The 20,135-nt window shown below is 64.9% G+C and carries 17 protein-coding genes and 1 riboswitch; of the genes, 6 read left to right on the top strand and 11 right to left on the bottom strand.

The features are described from left to right. Positions 1-172 precede the first annotated feature (172 nt). The 3 genes from BLW56_RS21015 to BLW56_RS12590 all read left to right on the top strand — a co-directional run bounded on the left by BLW56_RS21015 (position 173) and on the right by BLW56_RS12590 (position 3,882). Positions 173-604 carry an energy transducer TonB gene (locus tag BLW56_RS21015; RefSeq protein ID WP_305809700.1) on the top strand — a complete coding sequence of 144 codons (432 nt, stop codon included), beginning with the start codon at positions 173-175 and terminating at the stop codon, positions 602-604. 198 nt (positions 605-802) lie between these two features. After that, positions 803-3,100, top strand: a complete 2,298-nt coding sequence (locus BLW56_RS12595) for a TonB-dependent receptor (protein WP_093511056.1) — start codon at positions 803-805, stop codon at positions 3,098-3,100. A gap of 98 nt (positions 3,101-3,198) precedes the next feature. Continuing rightward, the gene (locus tag BLW56_RS12590) at positions 3,199-3,882 is read left to right on the top strand and encodes a Fe2+-dependent dioxygenase (protein ID WP_093511055.1); all 684 of its coding nucleotides are present in this window, start codon (positions 3,199-3,201) and stop codon (positions 3,880-3,882) included. On the opposite strand, the gene BLW56_RS12585 is transcribed toward BLW56_RS12590, so the two are convergent. The 5 genes from BLW56_RS12585 to BLW56_RS12565 form a co-directional block, all read right to left on the bottom strand. Beyond that, positions 3,879-4,745 carry an FAD:protein FMN transferase gene (locus BLW56_RS12585; protein ID WP_218140522.1) on the bottom strand — a complete coding sequence of 289 codons (867 nt, stop codon included), beginning with the start codon at positions 4,743-4,745 and terminating at the stop codon, positions 3,879-3,881. The genes BLW56_RS12590 and BLW56_RS12585 overlap by 4 nt on opposite strands. A gap of 92 nt (positions 4,746-4,837) precedes the next feature. Then, positions 4,838-5,680: a DUF4198 domain-containing protein gene (locus tag BLW56_RS12580; RefSeq protein ID WP_093511053.1), complete on the bottom strand. Its 843-nt coding sequence runs from the start codon at positions 5,678-5,680 to the stop codon at positions 4,838-4,840. A gap of 77 nt (positions 5,681-5,757) precedes the next feature. Further along, positions 5,758-6,288: a DUF2271 domain-containing protein gene (locus tag BLW56_RS12575; protein WP_093511052.1), complete on the bottom strand. Its 531-nt coding sequence runs from the start codon at positions 6,286-6,288 to the stop codon at positions 5,758-5,760. A 10-nt stretch (positions 6,289-6,298) separates the two neighbouring features. After that, complete coding sequence (locus tag BLW56_RS12570) at positions 6,299-6,943, bottom strand: PepSY-associated TM helix domain-containing protein (RefSeq protein WP_093511051.1); 645 nt, start codon at positions 6,941-6,943, stop codon at positions 6,299-6,301. A gap of 103 nt (positions 6,944-7,046) precedes the next feature. Next, positions 7,047-8,837, bottom strand: coding sequence for a DUF885 domain-containing protein (locus tag BLW56_RS12565; RefSeq protein WP_218140521.1), 1,791 nt, complete (start codon positions 8,835-8,837; stop codon positions 7,047-7,049). A 232-nt stretch (positions 8,838-9,069) separates the two neighbouring features. Here BLW56_RS12565 and BLW56_RS12560 point away from each other — a divergent pair, with 232 nt between their 5' ends. After that, entirely contained in the window at positions 9,070-10,071 is a 1,002-nt protein-coding gene (locus BLW56_RS12560; protein ID WP_093511578.1) for an NAD-dependent epimerase/dehydratase family protein, read from the top strand. A gap of 36 nt (positions 10,072-10,107) precedes the next feature. On the opposite strand, the gene BLW56_RS12555 is transcribed toward BLW56_RS12560, so the two are convergent. Both BLW56_RS12555 and BLW56_RS12550 read right to left on the bottom strand, forming a co-directional pair. Continuing rightward, positions 10,108-10,761 (bottom strand): NrsF family protein, encoded by a 654-nt coding sequence (locus BLW56_RS12555; RefSeq protein WP_093511049.1) that lies wholly within the window; start codon positions 10,759-10,761, stop codon positions 10,108-10,110. After that, complete coding sequence (locus BLW56_RS12550) at positions 10,758-11,279, bottom strand: sigma-70 family RNA polymerase sigma factor (protein ID WP_093511048.1); 522 nt, start codon at positions 11,277-11,279, stop codon at positions 10,758-10,760. Before BLW56_RS12550 ends, BLW56_RS12555 begins: the two co-directional genes overlap by 4 nt. On the opposite strand from BLW56_RS12550, the gene BLW56_RS12545 reads away from it, so the two are divergent. Both BLW56_RS12545 and galE read left to right on the top strand, forming a co-directional pair. Continuing rightward, entirely contained in the window at positions 11,278-11,505 is a 228-nt protein-coding gene (locus tag BLW56_RS12545; RefSeq protein WP_143043460.1) for a hypothetical protein, read from the top strand. The two genes, BLW56_RS12550 and BLW56_RS12545, sit on opposite strands and share 2 nt — an antisense overlap. Then, the gene (gene galE, locus BLW56_RS12540; RefSeq protein WP_093511046.1) at positions 11,502-12,518 is read left to right on the top strand and encodes a UDP-glucose 4-epimerase GalE; all 1,017 of its coding nucleotides are present in this window, start codon (positions 11,502-11,504) and stop codon (positions 12,516-12,518) included. Before BLW56_RS12545 ends, galE begins: the two co-directional genes overlap by 4 nt. On the opposite strand, the gene BLW56_RS12535 is transcribed toward galE, so the two are convergent. From BLW56_RS12535 to BLW56_RS12520, 4 genes are all read right to left on the bottom strand, one after another. Further along, complete coding sequence (locus BLW56_RS12535) at positions 12,515-13,087, bottom strand: TMEM165/GDT1 family protein (RefSeq protein WP_093511045.1); 573 nt, start codon at positions 13,085-13,087, stop codon at positions 12,515-12,517. The genes galE and BLW56_RS12535 overlap by 4 nt on opposite strands. 16 nt (positions 13,088-13,103) lie before the next feature. Next, a riboswitch (yybP-ykoY riboswitch) is annotated at positions 13,104-13,282 on the bottom strand. Then, positions 13,261-13,485, bottom strand: coding sequence for a hypothetical protein (locus tag BLW56_RS12530; protein WP_093511044.1), 225 nt, complete (start codon positions 13,483-13,485; stop codon positions 13,261-13,263). Its footprint overlaps the riboswitch before it by 22 nt. Further along, entirely contained in the window at positions 13,485-17,720 is a 4,236-nt protein-coding gene (locus BLW56_RS12525) for a translocation/assembly module TamB domain-containing protein (RefSeq protein ID WP_093511043.1), read from the bottom strand. The genes BLW56_RS12530 and BLW56_RS12525 overlap by 1 nt, the downstream gene beginning before the upstream one ends. Next, positions 17,720-20,041, bottom strand: a complete 2,322-nt coding sequence (locus BLW56_RS12520; protein ID WP_256203443.1) for an autotransporter assembly complex protein TamA — start codon at positions 20,039-20,041, stop codon at positions 17,720-17,722. Before BLW56_RS12520 ends, BLW56_RS12525 begins: the two co-directional genes overlap by 1 nt. Between the last annotated feature and the right edge of the window lie 94 nt (positions 20,042-20,135).

Genomic DNA, 20,135 nt, shown 5'->3' with positions numbered 1-20,135 from the left:
CAAGGCGGGAGAGACGATTACAGCAATCGCCATCCCTGCTCCTCCGCCCCCTCATAAGGACGCAACGCCGACAAAGGCGCCAAGCGAGAGAGCCAGCGGCAAAGCTTCGGCGCCGAACAAGGCCGCCAAAGCAGCAGCCGTTGTTACACCGCCGCCGAGACTGCGTCCCGTCGTGCCGCCTGTCGCTACCGCAGTCGAAGCCGGGGCTGGAAGCGATCCATCGGCGGGCGCGACGCAAAACCCCGGCCCGGGCTCGGGCGCCGGTGGCCGGGGCGACGGAACGGGCGCGGGCGGAACGGGCAGCGGCACCGGTGGTGGTAGCAAGGCCGTCTGGCGGAGCGGCACGATCCGCGACCGTGATTATCCGCGAGAGGCCAGCCGGGCGAGAGCCGGCGGCGAAGTCGAGGTGCGCTTTACGATCGAGGTGAATGGGCGCGTGAGCGGATGCCGCGTGACCCGGTCGAGTGGTGACAGCTCGCTCGACCGGACAACCTGCGATCTGATCGAGGAGCGGTTTCGTTTCAAGCCGGCAACCAACGCCGTCGGCGAAGCGATCGCCAGCCAATATGGTTGGCGGCAGAGCTGGTGGCTTGAGCGGCGGTAGGGGGAACTTCTCGATCATTGCGCACATCTCGAAGGAATTGCGACAATATCGCGAATGATTCGCATTAGAGTTGACATTGCAACCGACTCTCAATAGCGGCGGCCCGTCCATAACAAGGGGGTAACAGCCGTGAAGCCTACGACGTCCGCCACTTTCCTGGCGCTCTCCTGCGTCGGCAGCCTGATCAGCACCTCGGCCATGGCGGCCGATGCTGGTGCCGAAGCATCGTCCGATCAGCAGACCGAGCGCGAACGCCGCGACGAGCGCGAGCAGATCATCGTCACCGGTCAGCATTATCAGACCCAGCAGGAATCGCCGAAATCGACGCGCCCCGTGCGCGACACGCCGCAGACGGTCACCGTCATCACGGGTGAGACGATCGAACAGCAGAATCTGCTGACGCTGCGCGATATGCTTTCGACCGTCCCCGGTATCACTTTTGGCGCCGCCGAAGGTGGCTCCCCCCCGGCAGACTCGATCAACTTCCGCGGCTATTCGGCGGGCAGCGACATCACGCAGGACGGCGTGCGCGACAGCGCCGCATACAGCCGGTCGGATTCGTTCAACCTCGAGCAGCTTGAAATCGTCAACGGCGCCAATTCGGTGCAGAGCGGTGCGGGCTCGGTCGGCGGGTCGATCAACATCGTCACCAAGCGCCCGCTTGACGAAACGCGCGTCATCGCAACGGGCGGTATCGGCACCGACAATTATTACCGCGGTACCGTAGATGCGAACCTGCGCGTCAGCGACCTGATCGCAGTGCGCCTGAACGCCATGGCACACAAGAATGACGTGCCCGGTCGCGACGTCGACAATTACAAGCGCTGGGGCATCGCGCCGTCGGTGAGCATCGGCATGAACGGCCCGACCAAGCTGACGCTGCAATATCTGCATCAGGAAGACGACAATATCCCGCAATATGGCGTGCCCTATTACAATGGCCTCGTCCCCGGCGTCGATCGCAGCGACTATTTCGGTTACCGCAATGTCGACCGGCAGGAGATCACCGTCGACCAGGCGACGATCACCGTCGAGCACGACTTGAGCGACAGCTGGTCGATCCGCAACCTCGCACGCTGGCAGCAGGTCAGCCAACTTACGGTCGTCGGGCCGCCGCAGGGTACTTATTGCCTTCCGTCGGGCGTTTCGGCCAGCGGCGGGAGCTGCGTCGTCGCCGTGACCGGTTTCGGCAACTTCACCGTGCCCAACGGCTATTATTATATCGGCGGACCGCGCGGAAACCTGCGCGATTCGAAGAATGAGTTGATGTACGACCAGCTCGACCTGCGTGGTACGTTCAATACCGGCGCGATCGAGCATACGTTAGTCGTCGGCGCCTCGGCGCTGTGGGAAAAATACACGCTGAACAGCGGCAACGCACTGCGCAATGCCGATGGCACCGCCTTCTATTCCCGCTATCCGCTGATCAATATCGCCAACCCGAACGAGGTCGTCGTCGGCCCGGCGCTTCCTGCCGGCTTCTCCTATGGCAGCAACGTCTATGACGGCCCGGTCAATTACACCTACACCGGTCGCACGATCGGCGAGGTCGACAATTATGCCGTCTATCTGTTCGACGCGATGAAGATCGGCAAGTTCGAGATCAATGGCGGCGTTCGTTACGAAAAGACCAGCGGGTCGAGCCGCGTCGGCCTCGGCATCCCGACGATCACGAGCTATGACGACAATATCTTCTCGTACCGCATCGGGCTGGTTTACAAGCCGGTCGAAGCGGTCACGCTTTATGCCGCCTACGGCAATTCGCAGACGCCGTCACAGTCGTCGGTCAATGGCAGCTGTTCGGAAGCCGCGACCAACGGCAATTGCAACGTAAAGCCCGAAAGCGCGAAAAATTACGAGATCGGGGTCAAGGCAGAAGTCGCAGGGGGCCGCCTGTTGCTGAGCGCTGCAGCATTCCGCAACGAACGTGACAGCTATCGCGTCAATTCGAACGATCCGCAGTTCCCCGACCAGGTCCTGGACGGTCATTCGCGTGTTGACGGCATTGCACTGAGCGCGGTCGGTCAGATCCTGCCGGGTTGGTCGGTCACCGCCAACTACACCTATCTCGACAGCGAGATCCGTCAGTCAGTGTCGGATTTTTGCCTTGCGAACCCCGCCGCAACGGGATGCGGCAATACGGCCGCGAACCCCGACCCGGCCGGCGGCGCCCAGCTTCAGAATACGCCGAAGCATTCGGGTAGCCTGTTCACCACCTATGAACTGCCGTTCGGGTTGAAGATCGGTTATGGGGCGACCTATCAGGGCAAGTTCGCGTTCAATGTGCCGACCGCAACGAACCCGACGATCCTGAAGTCGGACGATTATTGGGTTCACAATGCCTTCCTCGGGTACGACTTCACCGACAAGATTTCGGCGCAGCTCAACGTGAAGAATTTCACGGACAAGCTCTATTACACCCGCATCCGCAACAATGGCTGGGCCACCCCCGGCGATGCGCGGTCGGCAGTGCTGACGCTGACGGTCGGCTTCTGACAATCGGTGACGGGAGCGGCCTCGCGTCGCTCCCGTCATTGATCGAGTTTCTCATTTGTGGCAGCGCGAAGCGGTCGTGCCGAAGGGACATCCCGCTCATGTTGATTGCCGTTCCCGATCTTTTGACAGCCGCCGAACTGGCGGAAGTCCGCGCCATCATCGATGCCGCCGAATGGGTGGACGGCAACGCGACGTCGGGCCATCAGGCCGCGCTCGCCAAGAATAACGAGCAATTGCCAGAGGATGGCGAGGCCGCGCGTCAGGCGGGCCGGCTGATCCTCGAGGCGCTCGGCCGCTCGCCGATCTTCTTTGCCTCGGCATTGCCGCTGCGCATCTATCCGCCGCTGTTCAATCGCTATGGCGCGGGACAGGAATTCGACACGCATGTCGACAATGCCATCCGCATCAAACGCGGCAGCGATTTCCGTATCCGCAGCGACCTGTCGATCACGGTCTTTCTGGAGGCGCCCGAAAATTATGACGGCGGCGAGTTGCTCGTCGAGGACCATTATGGCGTCCAGCGGGTGAAGCTGGCCGCGGGTCACGCGGTCGTCTACCCCTCGTCGAGCCTCCACCGCGTTACCCCGATCACGCGCGGGCGCCGCGTCGCCTCCTTTTTCTGGCTGCAGTCGATGGTTCGCAATGCCGAGGAACGGCGCACCCTGTTCGACCTCGACCGCGCGGTGCAGCGGCTGACCGGAGAGCTTGGCGGCAAGGACCGCTCGGTGATCGAACTCACCGGCATCTATCACAACCTGCTCCGCCTCTGGGCCGACAGCTAATCCATCATGGCGCGCCATGCGCGCGACACATGCTCGCGGTCACCCGCAACAACGCACGCCGCGAGCTCTTGCCGATCGGCAAGCGCAATAGCCGCTTCCGGCCCCATCACCGTCAACGCGGTGGCCCAGCCGTCGGCCATCATGCACTGACGGTGCAGCACCGTCACCGACGCGACGCCATTGACGATCGGACGCCCCGTTTCTGGATCGAAGCTGTGCGAATAATGTTGGCCGCCGGCGTTGAAACCGCGGCGATAATTGCCCGATGTCGCCACCGACAGGTCGTGCAGTGCGATACGCCATGGCGGAATGGAGGATGTCGGCGGCATTTCTATGTCCACCCACCAGGGCTGTCCGTTGGGGCGGATCCCCTCGCCGCGCAGCTCACCGCCGACTTCGAACAGGAAATGCCGTATGCCGCTGTCCAGCAGCCATTCGGCGACGAGGTCGACGCCATAGCCTTTGGCGATGCCGGAAAGGTCGAGCGCGGCGCCTTCCGCGCGCCGGATACGCCGGGCCGCGGGATCGAAATCGATCGTGCGGTCGATGGCGGCGCCGGATCGTTCCGGGACCGCGCCCACCGAGCCGGCGCTGCCGAAACCCCAGGCTTCGGTCAGCTGCCCAAGGCCGGCATTAAACGCCCCGCCGCTCGCCTGTGCGATATCGAGCGCGGTTTCGACGACATGGGCAAGTTCGTTCGGCACGTCATGCCACAGGCCGGGGGCAGCGCGGTTGACGCGCGAGAGGTCCGATGCCGGCTCCCACTGGCTCATCTGCGCGACGACGATGTCGAGCGCGGCCTGCACGCCTTCAGCCGTCCCCGCAGGCGGCGACACCGCTTGCAGGGACCAGCTCGTTCCCATCGTCTCGCCGGAGAATCTTTCGATGATCGCCCCGGCGTCACGCCCTGCAAAGGCCGCGGGCGTGAGCGCGCGGGGGATCAGAATGCGGTCGGTCAGGGCGCGAGGACTTCCAGCGTCGTGAAATAGCTCGCGCGGCGCTGGGGCGCCGGCGGGGTTGCGGGCGTTGCCGCACCCTCTTCACGCTCGGCCTGCGGCGTCGTGACGTTCAGCCAGTACATGCCGGGTTCGGTCCAGTTGACCTCGACCTTGCCGTCGGCACCCGTCTTGAGGTCCATCTGCCCAAGCTGATCGCGATAGCGGATGCCGCCCGGGATCACCGTGACCGGCAGGCCTGCGGCGGGCTTCCCGTCGAGCAGGAACTGGAAGGTTGCCGCCTCGCCCGCGATCAGATCGTTGGGGTGCGTCACGGGGACGAGTTCGATGCCCTTCCCCACCGGCTTGAACAAAGTCGTCGTCGGTTCGCCCACCGTCACGAAAATCTCGTTGCGGTTGCTCGATTCGGCGGTCTTCACATTGGTCGCGCCGGCGGGGATGCGTTCGGCGAGGTTCGCGGTGGTGGTGCCGCGCGGCAGGCGCTCGGTCTTGCCGTTCAGGTCATAGCTGCCCATCACGCCGTCGGAGATCGATGCGATGCGCCAGGTGCCCTTTTGCGTCAGATGGACGTCGAACGTGCTGCGATAGCGGCCAGTGGCCTTGTTCTCGATCGCCGCTTCGGTCCCGTCGGGCGCCCATGCCTTCAGCGCGTCGAGACGCATCGGCTGATGTTCGAAATAGAAGAGGTCGTTCGACACGGCCGCATCGACAGTGACCCAGACGTCATCGCCCGAGAGGACGGTCGACGACGGCATCATCCACTGGCGATGCGCCGAAGCCGGAACGGCAACCAGTGCGGCCAGCGCGGCGGTCGCGGCGAAACCCCAAATTCGCTTTTTCATATCCCTGTCCTTTCAGGCTTTGCTTTTCTTTCGCGATTTCCGAGCTGCGGAACGTCCCGCTCCGCTCGAAATCGCCTTTAACGGAAGGCGACCGACACGGCCCCCAATTCAGTCGTTCCGGCGGCACGCCCCCCCGCCCCGGCCTTGGCCGGCCAGGTGAACGGAATACGCAGAAGTTCGCGGCCGCCAACCTCGCGTGCCGCCTCGATCACCAGCGTGTACTGGCCGGGCGCTGTCGCGCCGAGCTGCGCGCGCGTGAAGGAGACCTTGTGTGCGCCGGGCGCGCGCGTCGCGCCGCTGATGCCGTTCGCCGGGAAAGTCATCGAACGGCCCGCGGCGCGCCACCACTGGCGCACATCGCGCAGCCATTTGGTGCCTTCATTGGCTTTCATGTCATAATCGTACCAGACCGCGACGGTCTTGGCGGGTGCGCCGGCTTTCTCGACCCAGATCGCCACATAGGGCTTGTGATATTCGGCGACCTTCAGCCGCGGAATGTTGACCGTGACGTCCATCGTGCCGGGATTGGCGGCAAAGACGGGCGCGCCGAGCATGGCACCGAGGCCGATCGTGCCGCCGAGGATGCGCGCAGGGGTGGAAAGCTGCATGAAGGTCTCCCTAGTGAATGAAGATGACGGCGATGGCGGCGGGGATCGCAAGCCCGAGCCCGACGAGCGGCCAGGTGCTCTTGCGCTTCGCCGAGTGAAGCTGGAGCAGGAACAGGCCGGTGATCGCGAAGACGAGACAGGCGAAGGAGAAGATGTCGATGAACAGGCTCCACTCGCCGCCCGAATTGCGGCCCTTGTGGAGGTCGTTGAGATAGGAAATCCAGCCGCGGCTGGTAACTTCGCTCGACGCCTCTCCCGTCGCGAGATCGATCGCGACCCACGCGTCTCCGCCGGGACGCGGGGCGGGAAGATAGACTTCGTCGGCAGACCATTCGGCCTCGGCCGACGCCTTTACGGGGAAATTTTTCTCGACCCATTCGGCCGCGACGGGTGGCAGCGGCGCCTTTTCGGCGTCGGGCACCGCGGCTTTCAGCCGCGTGAGCAGCGCGGGTGGCATCTGCGCCGATCCCTGCGTGACGACCGGCGTCCCCTCGATATCGGCCGCATGGTTGAGCGTGAAGCCGGTGATCGCGAACAAGAGCAGCCCGATCAGGCTGATGGCCGAGCTCATCCAGTGCCACATGTGCAACTGTTTCAGCCAAAAGGCTTTCCGGCTTTTCTTGGTCGCCGGTCGCGAGGGAGTGGGTGCGTGCATCTGGAAGTTCTGCCGAAAAGATGCACGGCCATTATCGAGAACGATTCTCAATTACAATATTAATCCGGCGTTGGCGCGAAAGCCGCGCCGACCGCGCCAGCCTTCAGGCCGGCGCGGCGATCCAGCGATCGACCTGTGCATCGAGCACGGGTAGCGGCACCGAGCCGCGCCCGAGGATAATCTCGTGAAACACGCGCTGATCGTAACGCGGGCCGAGCGCCGTTCGCGCCTTGTCGCGCAGCGCAAGGATGCGCTGCATGCCGACCTTGTACGACGTCGCCTGTCCCGGAGTGACGAAATAGCGGCGAATCTCCGAACGGATCTTGCCGATCGGTTGCGGCGAGTTCGCCGTATAACAGGCCAGCGCCTCGGCCTCGCTCCACCCCTTGGCGTGGATGCCGGTATCGACCACGAGGCGGATGGCGCGCCAGATCTCACGCCCGAGCCGGCCGAAGTCGCTGTAGGGATCGGTGTAGAAACCCATCTCCTTTGCCAGCCGCTCGACATAAAGCGCCCAGCCCTCGCCATAGGCGCCATAGAAATAATTCTTCCGGAACTCGGGCGTGCCCGTCATTTCCTGCGCGAGTGCGATCTGCATATGATGGCCGGGGTGGCCTTCGTGATATACCGTGCCTTCGATTTCGTAGATCGGGGTCGCGCGCGTATCGGCGAGGTGGACATAGAAGATGCCGGGGCGCGAGCCGTCGAGCGCCGCGGGCGAGTAATGCGCCGCGCCGCCCGGCTCCTCGCGAAACGCCTCGACGCGCTTGACGATCAGGTCGGCCTTGGGCTGCCGCCTGAACTGCTCGGGGAGCCGCGCGCGCATGCCGGCGAGATAGTCCTCGGCCTTTTTCAGATAGATTGCGCGGCCGGCATCGTCGTTGGCGACATAGAAACGGTCGTCGCTGCGCAGGAAGACGAAGAAATCCTCAAGCTTGCCCTCGAAGCCGATCGCCCTCTTGAGCGCCTCCATCTCGGCGCGGATCCGCGCGACTTCGGACAGGCCGAGCGCGTGAATTTCGTCCGCGGTCATGTCGGTCGTCGTCTGCAGCCGCAGCATCGCATTATAATAGGCCGCGCCGTCGGGCAGCGCCCCCGCCCCGCGCGGGTCGGCCGAGGCCTTCGCGCGGTCGGCTACGAGCCAGGCGCGGAGGCGGTCGTAAGCGGGCTTCATCGCCCCCGTCATCGCGGCGGCGACCTGTGTGCCATAATGATCGGCCGCGGCGGCATCGATCTGGCCCGATTTCACGAGGCCCGCCGCTTTCGACTTGGCATCGGCGAACAGGGCGTTGTCGGCGCCGGCGTCGAACGGCGCCCCGGTGGTCAGCCGCCCGACGAGCTCGATCGACTGATCATAGGCGAAGCCGGGCATGCGCACGCCCTTCGCCGCCGATGCCTTCGCGCGCTCCAGATAGATATCGAGCGTCGGTCCGAGCGCCGTGACGCGCGCGACATAGGCGTCCATATCGGCGGGCGTATCGACGCGGTGCTGGTTGATCATGAAGTTCGGCAGCCCGGTATGCGGGCCGTTGCGGTCGAAGATATAATTATGCCCGCGCCATTTGGTCGACGCCTCGGCCCGATCGAGTTCGAGCAGCCACATATCATAGGATACACGCGCGTCGTCACCGAGGGTGGCGGGATCGAATGTCTTCTTCATTTCGGCGACATTGGCGCGGCGCCAAGCAAGCCGAGCGGCGGCGGCGGCGTCACTCGGGTCGGTGAACCGGTCCTGCTGCTCCTTGCGGCCGAGCTGGGTCAGCTGTTCGGGATCGAGCGCGATCTCCGCCTCAAAGGCCGCGTCGAGAAAGGCGGTAAACGCCGCATCGTTCGCCCCGCCTTTCACCGCCGCGCGCGCCATCGGCGCCGCCATCAGACCCGTCGCCAGCGCCAAAGAGAATTCCCGTCGTGATAGCCGCACCGGATGCCTTTCCCTGCCTACAGGCGACCGGCGGTACCGCGATTGACGCCTACAGGCCAAGGCAAAATTGCGCGAGGTCCGCCGAAGGTGAGACGAAGAGAGATCGGCGACATTATCCTTGCGGCTCTTGCCTGTGAATTTACCTTTGGCCGGCTACAAGCGACGAAGGCCGGCAAGGACGTCGCCGGGGACATGGGGAGTGCATGTGACAACGCTTATAACCGGTGCGGCCGGGTTCATCGGGATGCATGTCGCGGCAGCGCTGCTCGAACGCGGCGAAGATGTCGTCGGAATCGACAATTTCACGCCCTATTATTCGCTCGACCTCAAGCGCGCGCGGGTCGCTCGCCTCGATGCGCTTTACGGTCAGTCCTTTTCGTTCCGGGACGTCGATTTCGGCGATGCCGCAGCGCTCACCCATGCACTGTCCGACGAGAAGATTGACCGGATCGTGCATCTTGGTGCCCAGCCGGGCGTGCGCTATTCGCTCGAGAATCCCGCCGCCTATATCCATTCGAACATATCGGGCCATGTGAATATCCTGGAGCTGGCGCGCCACAGCGATATTTCGCACCTCGTCTACGCATCCTCCTCGTCGGTTTACGGACTTCGGGCGGACACGCCTTTCCGCGTCGCCGATCGCGCCGACACGCCCATCTCACTTTATGCGGCGACAAAGCGCGCCGATGAACTGATGAGCGAGACCTATGCGCATCTGTTCCGGATACCGCAGACGGGCCTGCGCTTCTTTACCGTATATGGACCATGGGGCAGACCCGACATGGCCGTATGGAAATTCACCGAGGCGGTCCTGCAGGGCCGCCCGATCGACGTCTATAACCACGGCGACATGCTCCGCGATTTCACCTTTATCGACGACATCGTGCGCGGCGTGATCCTGGCGCTCGATCATCCACCCGCCGATGATGGTGGTCCCAAACCCGGAGGGTTCACGACGCCGCACCGGCTCTACAACATCGGCAACAACCGGCCGGAACAACTGACCGGCTTGATTCAGGCGATCGAAGAAGCCTGCGGACGGTCGGCCGAAATCAACCTGCTGCCGATGCAGGACGGCGATGTTTATCAGACATTTGCGGACATCGACGACATCAACAGGGATCTGGGCTTTGTCCCGGCGACACCTTTGGCCGTCGGCATTCCGGCCTTCGTAAACTGGTATGTGAAGGAATGGTCGAACCGTTGAGGGCTGCGACCGACCGGCGCACCGCGCTCGGTTCACCTACCAGCGCAGGAACCGCGGCAGGACCAGCCTGCCGGCGACCGCCGAGACCGGAACCGCCGACGCATGCCACAACGTGATATGAACGAGGTCATCACTTGAGCACAGCAACGCGACGATCGACGCCCCCGCCGCGCCCGCCGCAATGCCGATCACCCATCCCGCACGGGTCGGTGATGTCGGCGCGCCGGCCCTGAGCCACAGGAACAGCGCGGCGCCGACGCCCAGCCCCGAAACGATTCCCTGCAAAAGACAATGGACGTCGAAGCCGACCCGGGCCGTTTCGGCATGCGTGTGAGCATCGCCGAAGGACACCGCCAGCGCCGCGAGGGGCAATGCCAGCAGCGCCCCGACCGCCCAGCGCCAGCCGCCATAGTCGCGCCCGACGCCCGGCAGGCCCATGCGCAGCGCGCTCCACGCCGCGGCAACGCCGGTCGCCGCAATCAGCCAGAATGCGAGCATCGAAAGCGGCGGCATCACGCCTCCGCCCAGACCGGGCCGCATCCCGAACAGCCAGACCAGCATGGCGCCGACGCCAAGCCAGCCCGCCGCGACCCACAACGATCCGCGCGCGACGCGCCGCGGACGCACGGGGGTCAGATCGCCCGCCAGCCCGTCGATCAAATCGTCGATCGATGCGTCCTTCATCGTCATTCGCTTTCAATCAGTTCGGCGAGCTTCTTGAGCCCGCGATGGATGTTCACCTTGACCAGCGACTCGCTCTGGCCCGAAATCTGCGACGCCTCGGCAATCGACGCGCCCTCGATCTTGACCAGCGTGATCGCCTGCGCCTGTCCGGGCGGCAGCAGCGCGAGCAAATGATCGATGCTGAGCCTCGCGTGCACCGCTTCGTCCTCGGCGCCGACCGCGGCATCATTGTCGCCCAGTTCGGCCTCGTCGCGCTGGCGCCGGAGCATGTCGATCCAGCGGTAACGCGCGATCGCCGCGAGCCATGGCAGAAACGCCCGGCTGCTATCCCAGGTCGCGAGTTTGCGGTGCATCGACACGAGCGTTTCCTGGACGAGGTCGTCGACATGGTGCGGCGCGATCCGCCGCGCGAAATAGCGAGTGAGCCATTTGCCACTGTCGGTCAGCAGCGCGCGATAGGCCGCACGATCCCCCCGCTGCGATGCCGCCATCAGGCGCGCCAGCGAAGGTTCGTCGATGCTCATGGCACTGATCCTGACAAAGGGCGGCCGGAGCGGACGTGTCGAAGCGGCTGCAACAACGAATCCCGTACCGGCGCGGATAACGGCGTTTGAAGACCTGTTCGCCGATATCGCCGCGAAGGTTACACGAAAAACGGCAGAGGACCGACAGGCAATGATTTGGCAGGAGGCCCCGGATAGAATATCCGCCGGCGGCGGCCCGACGCGAATGGAGATGATCGAGCGATGAATATATTACTGACCGGCGGTGCGGGATATATCGGCAGCCATGTTGCGGCTCCCCTCGTGTCAGCGGGCCACCATGTGGTGTGCTTCGACAATCTCTCGAACAGCGATCCCTCGGTCATGGATCGGCTCGAGGCGATCACGGGCCAAGCGGTTCCACTCGTCACCGGAGATATTCGCGACGGCGACGCGCTGCGGCAGGTCATCCGCGATCATGCGATCGAGGCGGTGATCCACTTCGCGGGCCTCAAGGCCGTGGGCGAATCGGTCGCCGAGCCGATGAAATATTACGACAATAATGTCCGCGGTACCTTGTCGCTGCTCGAAGCGATGGCCGATTGCGGCGCCAAGACGCTCGTCTTCTCGTCGAGCGCGACGGTTTACGGCGAGCCGCAATATCTGCCGCTCGACGAAAATCATCCGACCTCGGCGACCAACCCCTATGGCCGCACCAAGCTGATGATCGAGGAAATGCTGGCCGACGTCGCCGCCGCCGATCCCGAATGGCGGATCGCGATCCTGCGCTATTTCAACCCGGTGGGCGCGCATGACAGCGGGTTGATCGGCGAGAATCCGAACGGCATTCCGAACAATCTGATGCCCTTTGTCAGCCGTGTCGCGGCCGGGCGACTGGCCGAGCTGTCGGTGTTCGGCAACGATTACGACACCCCCGACGGCACCGGGGTGCGCGACTATATCCATGTCGTCGACCTCGCCGACGGCCATGTCGCCGCACTCGATGCGATCGGCAAGATGGGCCAGCCGCTGTCGATCTGGAACCTCGGCACCGGCCAGGGCTATTCGGTGCTCGACATGGTCGAGGCGTTCGAACGCGTCAACGGGGTGCGCATTCCCTATCGCATCGCGCCGCGCCGCGACGGCGATGTCGCGAGTTGCTTCGCCAGCCCGGACCGCGCCGCGCGCGACCTTGGCTGGACGGCGGAGCGCGACCTCGACGCGATGTGCGCGTCGAGCTGGAATTTCGAGCGCACCCTTGCCGGGCGTAACGCCGACTAGCCGAACCAGCCCGCGGTCTGCGCCAGCACCCACAGGCCGATCACGAGGAACAGCGCGGCGGCGACCATCCGGACCTTTGCGAGATCGACGCGCTTTAGCAGTTCGTGACCGAGGAAGATCGCGGGCACATTGGCGATCATCATGCCGAGCGTGGTTCCTGCGGTGACCGCCACGACGTTATGATATTGCGCGCCGAGCGCGATCGTCGCGACCTGCGTCTTGTCGCCCATCTCGACGAGAAAGAAGGCGACAAGCGTGGTCAGAAAGGCGCCGAACCTCGGCTTGGGTGCGTCATCGTCCTCGAACTTGTCGGGAATCAACGTCCATGCGGCCATCGCAATGAAGGACAAGCCAATGGCGTAACGAAAGACCGGACTGTCGAGGAACGCCGCGGCCGACGCGCCGAGCAGCGCGGCCAGCGCATGATTGGCGAGCGTCGCGACCAATATGCCGAGGATGATCGGCACCGGGCGATTGAACCGCGTCGCGAGCAGGATCGCGAGCAACTGCGTCTTGTCGCCGATTTCGGCGAGCGCAACGACGGCGGTCGAGGTGAACAGGGCTTCCATGAACAAACTCCGGGGCCGGGCGGCTTCGCGATACCAAATAGCATCAAACCCGCCGCCCGGCCCGGACGGAGGTCGATGCCATTGGTCTCGCCCAAGCGGTCTCCCGCTCCCACCGCACCACGACCTCTCGGCCGAGTATGTTGACACGGTGGCCCGTCGCGAACGACGGCTGGCTACTCCCCAGATGACGTGGGCGCGTTAGACGGCTCGGCCGCGGGTTGCAAGCGTTCCGATGCGCCGGCGGCAGCGGCGGCATCCGATTTGGCGATGTCGGCATCCATCGCCCTTGCGCGCGCCTCAATCTCCTTCGCCGCCTTGTCGTACCGCTCTTCGAAGCGCGGCTCGTCCTTGCATGCCGTGAGCAGCAGCAACGGGACGAGCAGGACCGCGGCGCGCATCAATAATCCTTGCGATACCGGATGCTGAGGTTCGACTGGCCCGATCCGCCCGCCTGGCTGAGTAGCGACAGCGCCGGGGTCAGGCTGATTTCGAGCTGCGTCGCGGTATAACCGCGCGCGTCGGTGATCACCTCCAGATAGATATCCTTGGTGATATATTGCCCCGCCGCCAGCGCTGCGCCGCGACCGACGGTATCGTCGGGGCCGAGCACGCGCAGCCGGTCGATACCCGTCGCCGACTGGAGCGATCCCAGCGGGCTCAGTCCCCCGCCCCCGCTGCTCAGCGTATTGAGCGAGGAGGCGAGCTGGACCGCCTGCAGCGGCGACAAAGTCGTGATCGAATCGCCGAACAGGATACGCGAGACGATCTCGTCCTGCGGCAGTCCGGGGACGCTCGAGAAGGCGATTTGCGGATTGCTCGCGCGGCCGGTGACGCTGATACTCACCGTCACCGTCTCGATCGTATCGCTGGCAAGCAAGCGGATCGCCGGGTCGAAGGCTTCGCCTGTCGGGAAGGTCACGCGGCCCTCCTGAAGCTCGAACGAACGGCCCGCGAAACCGAGCGTGCCGCGCACCAGCTCGATCTCGCCGGTCACGCGCGGGTCCTGTGTCGTGCCGCGGAGCACGACATCGGCCTTCCACTCGGATTCGAGCCCCATGCCGCTGACATAGATTTCGTCGGGAGCCTTCAGCGCGATATCGAGGCGAATGAGGTCGAACAGGCTGCCGCCTACCGCCGAGAGCCCGTCGCCGCTGATCCGCTGACGGCCCGCCGGCGGCTTCCGCCGCACGCCGGTCAGCACCGGAACCTGCGCCGCGCCTTCGCGGATGATACGATAGCGCGTCTCGGGAAGGCGAAGGCTGCCCGAGAGGAGCGCGGTCTGCCCGGCCACCTTTTCGAGCGTCAGGTTTCCGGTCGCGCGCGCGGCGATATTCTCGCTCTTGGCAAGGCGCGCATTGTTGAGCGTCGCCGAAATATTCATCGGATAACCATCGGCCGAAGCGAGGCTGATAAAGCCTTTTGCCTCGACCGTGCCGTCGCCGGCGGTCGCGGTGAGCTTTTCGATCTCTAGCCGGTTGCCGGTGAAGCGGCCGTTCACGACCATGTTGGTCAGCCGGGTGCCATAGGTCTGGTTTTCATAGACCATATCCTTGCCGCGCACGACACCCTCGAGACAGGGGTCGGAGACGCTGCAACTGAAATCAGCAGCAACCGCGATCGGCCCCGACACATGCTGCGTCGCCGGGCCGAAGAAGGAATAAAGCGTGTCAGCGGGACCGTTATAGCGGATGCCACCGCCGAGCGGCGCCGCCATCAGCCGTTCGGTCCAGCCGCCCGCTCCCGCGCCGAGCGGACGTAGCGACGCCTGCAGGCGCCCGATCACGCTGCCGCGCTTGCGCATCACCGCGCGCGCCTCGCCGCCGTCGGCCAGCAGCTTGCCCGCGAAATTGACGTCGACCGGCTGGCTGACCGAGGCCGCAGTCGTGCGCGTGAAATCGGTGATCGTCAGCCGGGCGTCGGCGCGCGGAAAGCTTTCCGAATTCGCCTGCTCGAAATCGAGGCTGCCCGTCGCGCGGCCGCCCAGCCCCATGTCGGGATAGACGGCGTTGAGGATCGCCATATTTACGCGTTCGAGCCGGCTCTGGATTATGATCCCGTCGCCGAAGCGCCCCGCGACGCGCGCGCTGCTGCCGCGGCCGAGGCTGACGTTCGTCGGCAGCAGCTCATAACCGTCGGGCCCCGGAATGATGCGCGCGGGCGAGGTGGTGCGGAAATTGATACCCGTCGCGCGGCCCTGCACCGAGGCGCGCCAGAGCTTCGGCTGGAGGTCGGCGTTCGCGGCGATACGGAAGGGCACGCCGCTGGTTCCCTCGACCAGCGCCTGCGCGCGGCCCGCGCCATCGCGATAATCGATCTTCACGCGCCCGACCGCGATGTCATATTCGCGGATCTGCGTGTCGGCGATCTGGATGTCGGCGACGATATGCGGCGTGTCATAGAGTGTGACGTCGGCATCGACGATCGCCGACCCGACGGCGAGCTTCGCCGCGCCGGGCAGCACGACATCGTTCGCGCGGACGTTGATCGCCGCCGCCTGATATTGTCCGGCGGCCGTGAGCCGAACGAGACCGCCCAGCCCCTGCCCCGATGCGTTGAGCTGGCCGACGAAGGGCCCAGCATCGCTCTTCACCAGCCGCCCGTTGAAACCAATCCCCGACAGGTCGCCGCGCTCGACATCGATCGTCAGCGGTCCCTTGGCGGTGAGCAGCACGACATCGGCCGACAGCGGGCCATAATCGGTGTCGCCAGTCGCTGCGAGGCGATAGCCGTTCGGCGCGCCGTTGATCTTTGCCACCAGATTGGCAAGCCCGATGCCAAGGCCGGGGCGCGCGGCGGTGACGACGGCGCGCGGGTCGGTGATCGTCCCGGCGAGTTGGACACCGACGGGGCCATAGTCGGTCGAATGGGCCTGCGCGGTCAGGCGAATCTGGCCGTTCGGCGCGTAACTCCCCTGCCCGCCCGTCACCCGCAGGCGCGGCGCCGAGAGACGCAGACCCGAGAAGCGGATGATCCCGTCGGTGCCATAGCGCACCGCGCTCGAGGCCGTCGCATTGCCGCCGAGGAAATCGCGTACGCCGGAATTGAACAAGCGGGTCGAGCGCGCGCGCACATTGCCGACAATCTCGAACCCGCCGCGCGGCGCGGTTTTGAGGTCGGCATCGGTGTCGATGTCGAAGATGCCGACGCTTTCGATCCGGTAATCGTTGATCCGCCCGTCGATCGCGCCGGTGTAAAAACCCTTATTGAGATCGGCGATGACGATCGCTTTGGCGTCGATGCGCGGCGAGCGAAGGCGCAGATTGTCGCTGAGAATCCGGCCATTGCTGTATGCGAGGTCGCCGTCGAGCCTGACCTGCACCAGCGTCCCGCCGGCGACGGTATCGAGCCCGCGAATGCGCGCGGCGCGCCCCGCGACAGGAATGACGATCTGGTCGGCATCCACACGCGCCTTGCCGGCGAGGCTGATCCCTTCGACGATGATATCATTCACCGCGAGGCTGTTGGCGTTCGCCTGATAATCGACCGTCGGCAGCGCGAACGCGCCATCCAGCGTCGCGGTCGCACGCAGACCATTCGCCCGCACCGCCGGCGCGATCGCGCTAGGGCGGAGGATATTGGCGGCAAGTTTCAGGCCCTCGTAGCGATTGGTGCCGAGATCGACTCCCCCGCTGATTCCGAGCTGAGCGGCGTCGGACGACAGCCGCCCGTCGATCGCGGCCTTGCGCTTGTCGAGGCGCGCCGTGAGGTCGATCGCCGTTTCGGTGCCGAGCAGTTCGACGACCGGCCCGGCGGCCAACATGCGCGATGCCTGCGCCGTACCTTTCGCGGCAAAAGTGCCATCGCGCCCGGTCAGCGCGACGCGCGCCAGCGGCGCGGCGCCGAGGTTTGCGGTCAGATCGCCGTTCCACGCCTTCCAGTCACCGCGGCCGTCGAGCCTTGCAGTCAGCGTTTCCTCGAAACCGCCCATCGCGGCGAGCACGCCGCCCTTCGGCGCAGTGAGATCGAGTTTGACCGCGAGGCGGTTCGCTTCGGGAACCGCGTCGAGCACCAGTTTCAGCGCATCGCCCTGTCCGCCGCCCGCGATCGTCTCGGCGTTCGCGGTCACCTGTGCGCGGCGGTCGGCAATCGCGATCTTGCCATTGAGTTTCGCGACCTGCCGCTCGCCGGCGACCGGCGGCTCGAAGACGAAGCGATCGACGCGCACCAAGCCGACGTCGATGTCGAGATCGGGCAGCAACGGCTCGCCGGTGTCGGGAACGACCTTGAACTCGGGCAGCTTGCGCATTGTCATCGTCGCGGCGGTTGCCGAGCGGACGTCGACATGATTGGCGAGATAGCGGATCGGGCGCCAGTCGACGCGGACCTCGGGCGACGCGAGGAAAACGCCTTTCGGATCGGACAGGGTCAAATTGCGGATGACCATCTGGCCATAGAGCGACCCGTCGAGCCGGCCGATGCCAATTTTCATCCCGTTTTCGAATTCATATTTCTCGATCTGGGTAACGACGAACCGCCGCCCAGAATCGCTGTTGAGCCCGAGGAGGAACAGGGCGAAGAGCAGCACCAGCCCAAGCAGGCTCAGGCCGATCCAGCGCAATATCGTGAGCGGCCACGAACGCGATGCCTTCTCCGGCACGGCCGCGTCTTCGGCGAAGGGCGCCTCGTCGGCCATCAGAAGGCCTGCCCGATCGAAACATAGACGCTGACCCGCGCCTCACCGGGCTTGCGCCCGATCGGCGTTGCGATGTCGAAGCGCATCGGACCGAAGTTCGTGTAATAGCGCGCGCCGATACCGGCCCCGAACCGCAAATCCTGGAAGGTCGGGGCCGACGAGCGATACACTTGGCCGGCATCGACGAAGCCGACCACGCCGAAATTGCCGAAACGATAGCGCGTCTCGAACGCCGCCTCGGCAACGCTCCGCCCGCCGATCGGGTCATTGTTCGGATCCTTGGGGCCCAGCTCCTGATAGCCGAAGCCGCGCACCGAACCGCCGCCGCCCGCATAAAAACGCCGCGACGGCGCCAGCCGCTCGCGCGCCGCGCCGAGGATCGAGCCGACGCGCACGCGCCCTGCGACGACGATGCTGTCGGTCACCGGATAATAGCCGCTGATATCCGTCCTGAGTCGCGCATAGGGCGAGAAGCGACCCGCAAGCGAGCCTTCGGGCTGGATCAGCGACGTGATGCGAAAACCCTTGGTCGGATTGAGCAGGCTGTCGGTCCGGTCCATCCCGACCTGCCCGGTGAGCCCCAGAATCGTATAGAAATCATACGACCGCTCGCCCTTGTTGAAATCATAATCGTCTTCGCGCGTCGCGATCAGCTCGGCACCATAGGCATAGGTGAATTTTTTCTGCCAGATCGGTGTGGAATCATAGCTCATACGCGCACCGACGCGGCCGGTGATCGCGTTGAACGCCTTGTAATCGCTGCGCGTCGCTTCGGCGACGAGTTCGAAGGTCCGATCGCGGCGCCCGGCGTTCGAGCGGCGTAGCGTCGCGCCCAAGCCCTGCTCCTGCGTCCCGATCACACCGCGGAAGGTCAGCGCGCCTTCGGGCGGGAACAGGTTGCGATGCGTCCAGCTGCCTTCGAGTCTGATGCCTTCTCCGGTGCCATAGCCCGCGCTGGCTGCGAGTGTTCGCGGCGGGCCGGCTTGCTGCGTCACGAGCATCGTCACATATTCGGTATCGTCGCCGGCACTCTCGCCGGTTGCTTGCGGTTCGGCGGCGACAGTCGCGAAGAGGCCGGTCGCGACCAGCGCCTGCCGCAGATCGTCCACCATACGGCTGTCGTAGAGGTCGCCGCGTTTGAAGCGGGCCAGCACCTCTACATGCTCCGCATCGAAAGCAAGGTCGCCCGTCGTCTCGATCCCGCCGAAGCGCGAACGTTTTCCGATATCGACCGGCAAGGTGTAGACGCCGTCTCCCGTCGCACCGTCGAGCAATATGTCGCGCTGCCCGACCTTGGCGAAGGGATAGCCCTCCTGCGGCAGTTTGAGCGCGATCGCTGCCTCGGCCCCCTGAATCCGCTGTGCAACGATAGGCTCGCCGACGGCGAGCGGGAAGTTATCGGCGATCAGCGTCGGCGGAACCGTCGGCGCGGCGTCGATCACGATATCGGCCAGCGTATAACGTTTGCCCGGCTTCACATCGATCACCGCGGTGATCGGACGGCGCCGACGCTCCTGACCTTGCGCGCCCTCCTGTCCTTCCTCACGCTCGCCGCGGTCGATACGCGTGTCGACGACCGCGTCATAATAGCCCTCGGACGCGAGGATGCGCTGCATCAGTTCGCCATCGGCTGTCAGGCGAGCGCGGATCATCGCTGCATTGTCGGCCTTGCCGTCGCCATCATAGAGCGCCGACAGGTCGCCGAACAGGTCGGCAAGATCGACATCGGTGCTATCGTCGGCGGCGTCGAGCCCGTTGACCTTTACCGAATAGGCGATCTCGACATTGTCCTTGTCGTCTTCCGGCTCGGCGAACTGCACGGGCTCGACGTTGAAATTTTCGAGCGGCGGGAGCGGTGCGGCCAGTTCGCTGTCGGTGATCGGCGCGTCACCGATCGCCTCGACCGCATCGCCGTCGGCAAGCGCGGGAACCGGTACGCCGTCGATTTCGGGCGGCTGCGTTTCGACCGTCGCGTCGGCGCTTTCGCTGGTGGGTTTGCCATTTTTCGTCGCCTCGGCCGCCTGACGCTTTTCGAAATCGGCGATCGATTCGAGCGGGCGGTCGAGTTCGGCGTCATCCTCTGCACTGATCGGCGGGATCGCCTTTTCGAACTCGTCATCCTCGATGATCGGCGCCACTTCGGGCAGCACCACATCTGCCGGCGGCGGTGAAGGCGCCGCGATCGGTTCCGCTTTTCCGGTTTCGACCGTGCGGACGACCTGGGGGGGGGCGACCTGCGGCGGTTCGACTTGCTGCGCATGGGCAGCGCCCGCCCAAGCGAGACAAAGAAAGGAGCATGCACCGATCAATAGCGGCCGCATCCGCACGCGCGGGCGGCCTGACGATATACGCGAAATGTCAGATTTTTTCATCTGCTGGCCACCGATGCGCACTTGTGGCTTGCGAGATATGGCT

It is taken from the genome of Sphingopyxis sp. YR583 (assembly GCF_900108295.1).
GTDB lineage: Bacteria > Pseudomonadota > Alphaproteobacteria > Sphingomonadales > Sphingomonadaceae > Sphingopyxis.
Note: the sequence above shows the minus strand (reverse complement) of the source record. Positions and strands in the feature narration are given on the sequence as shown.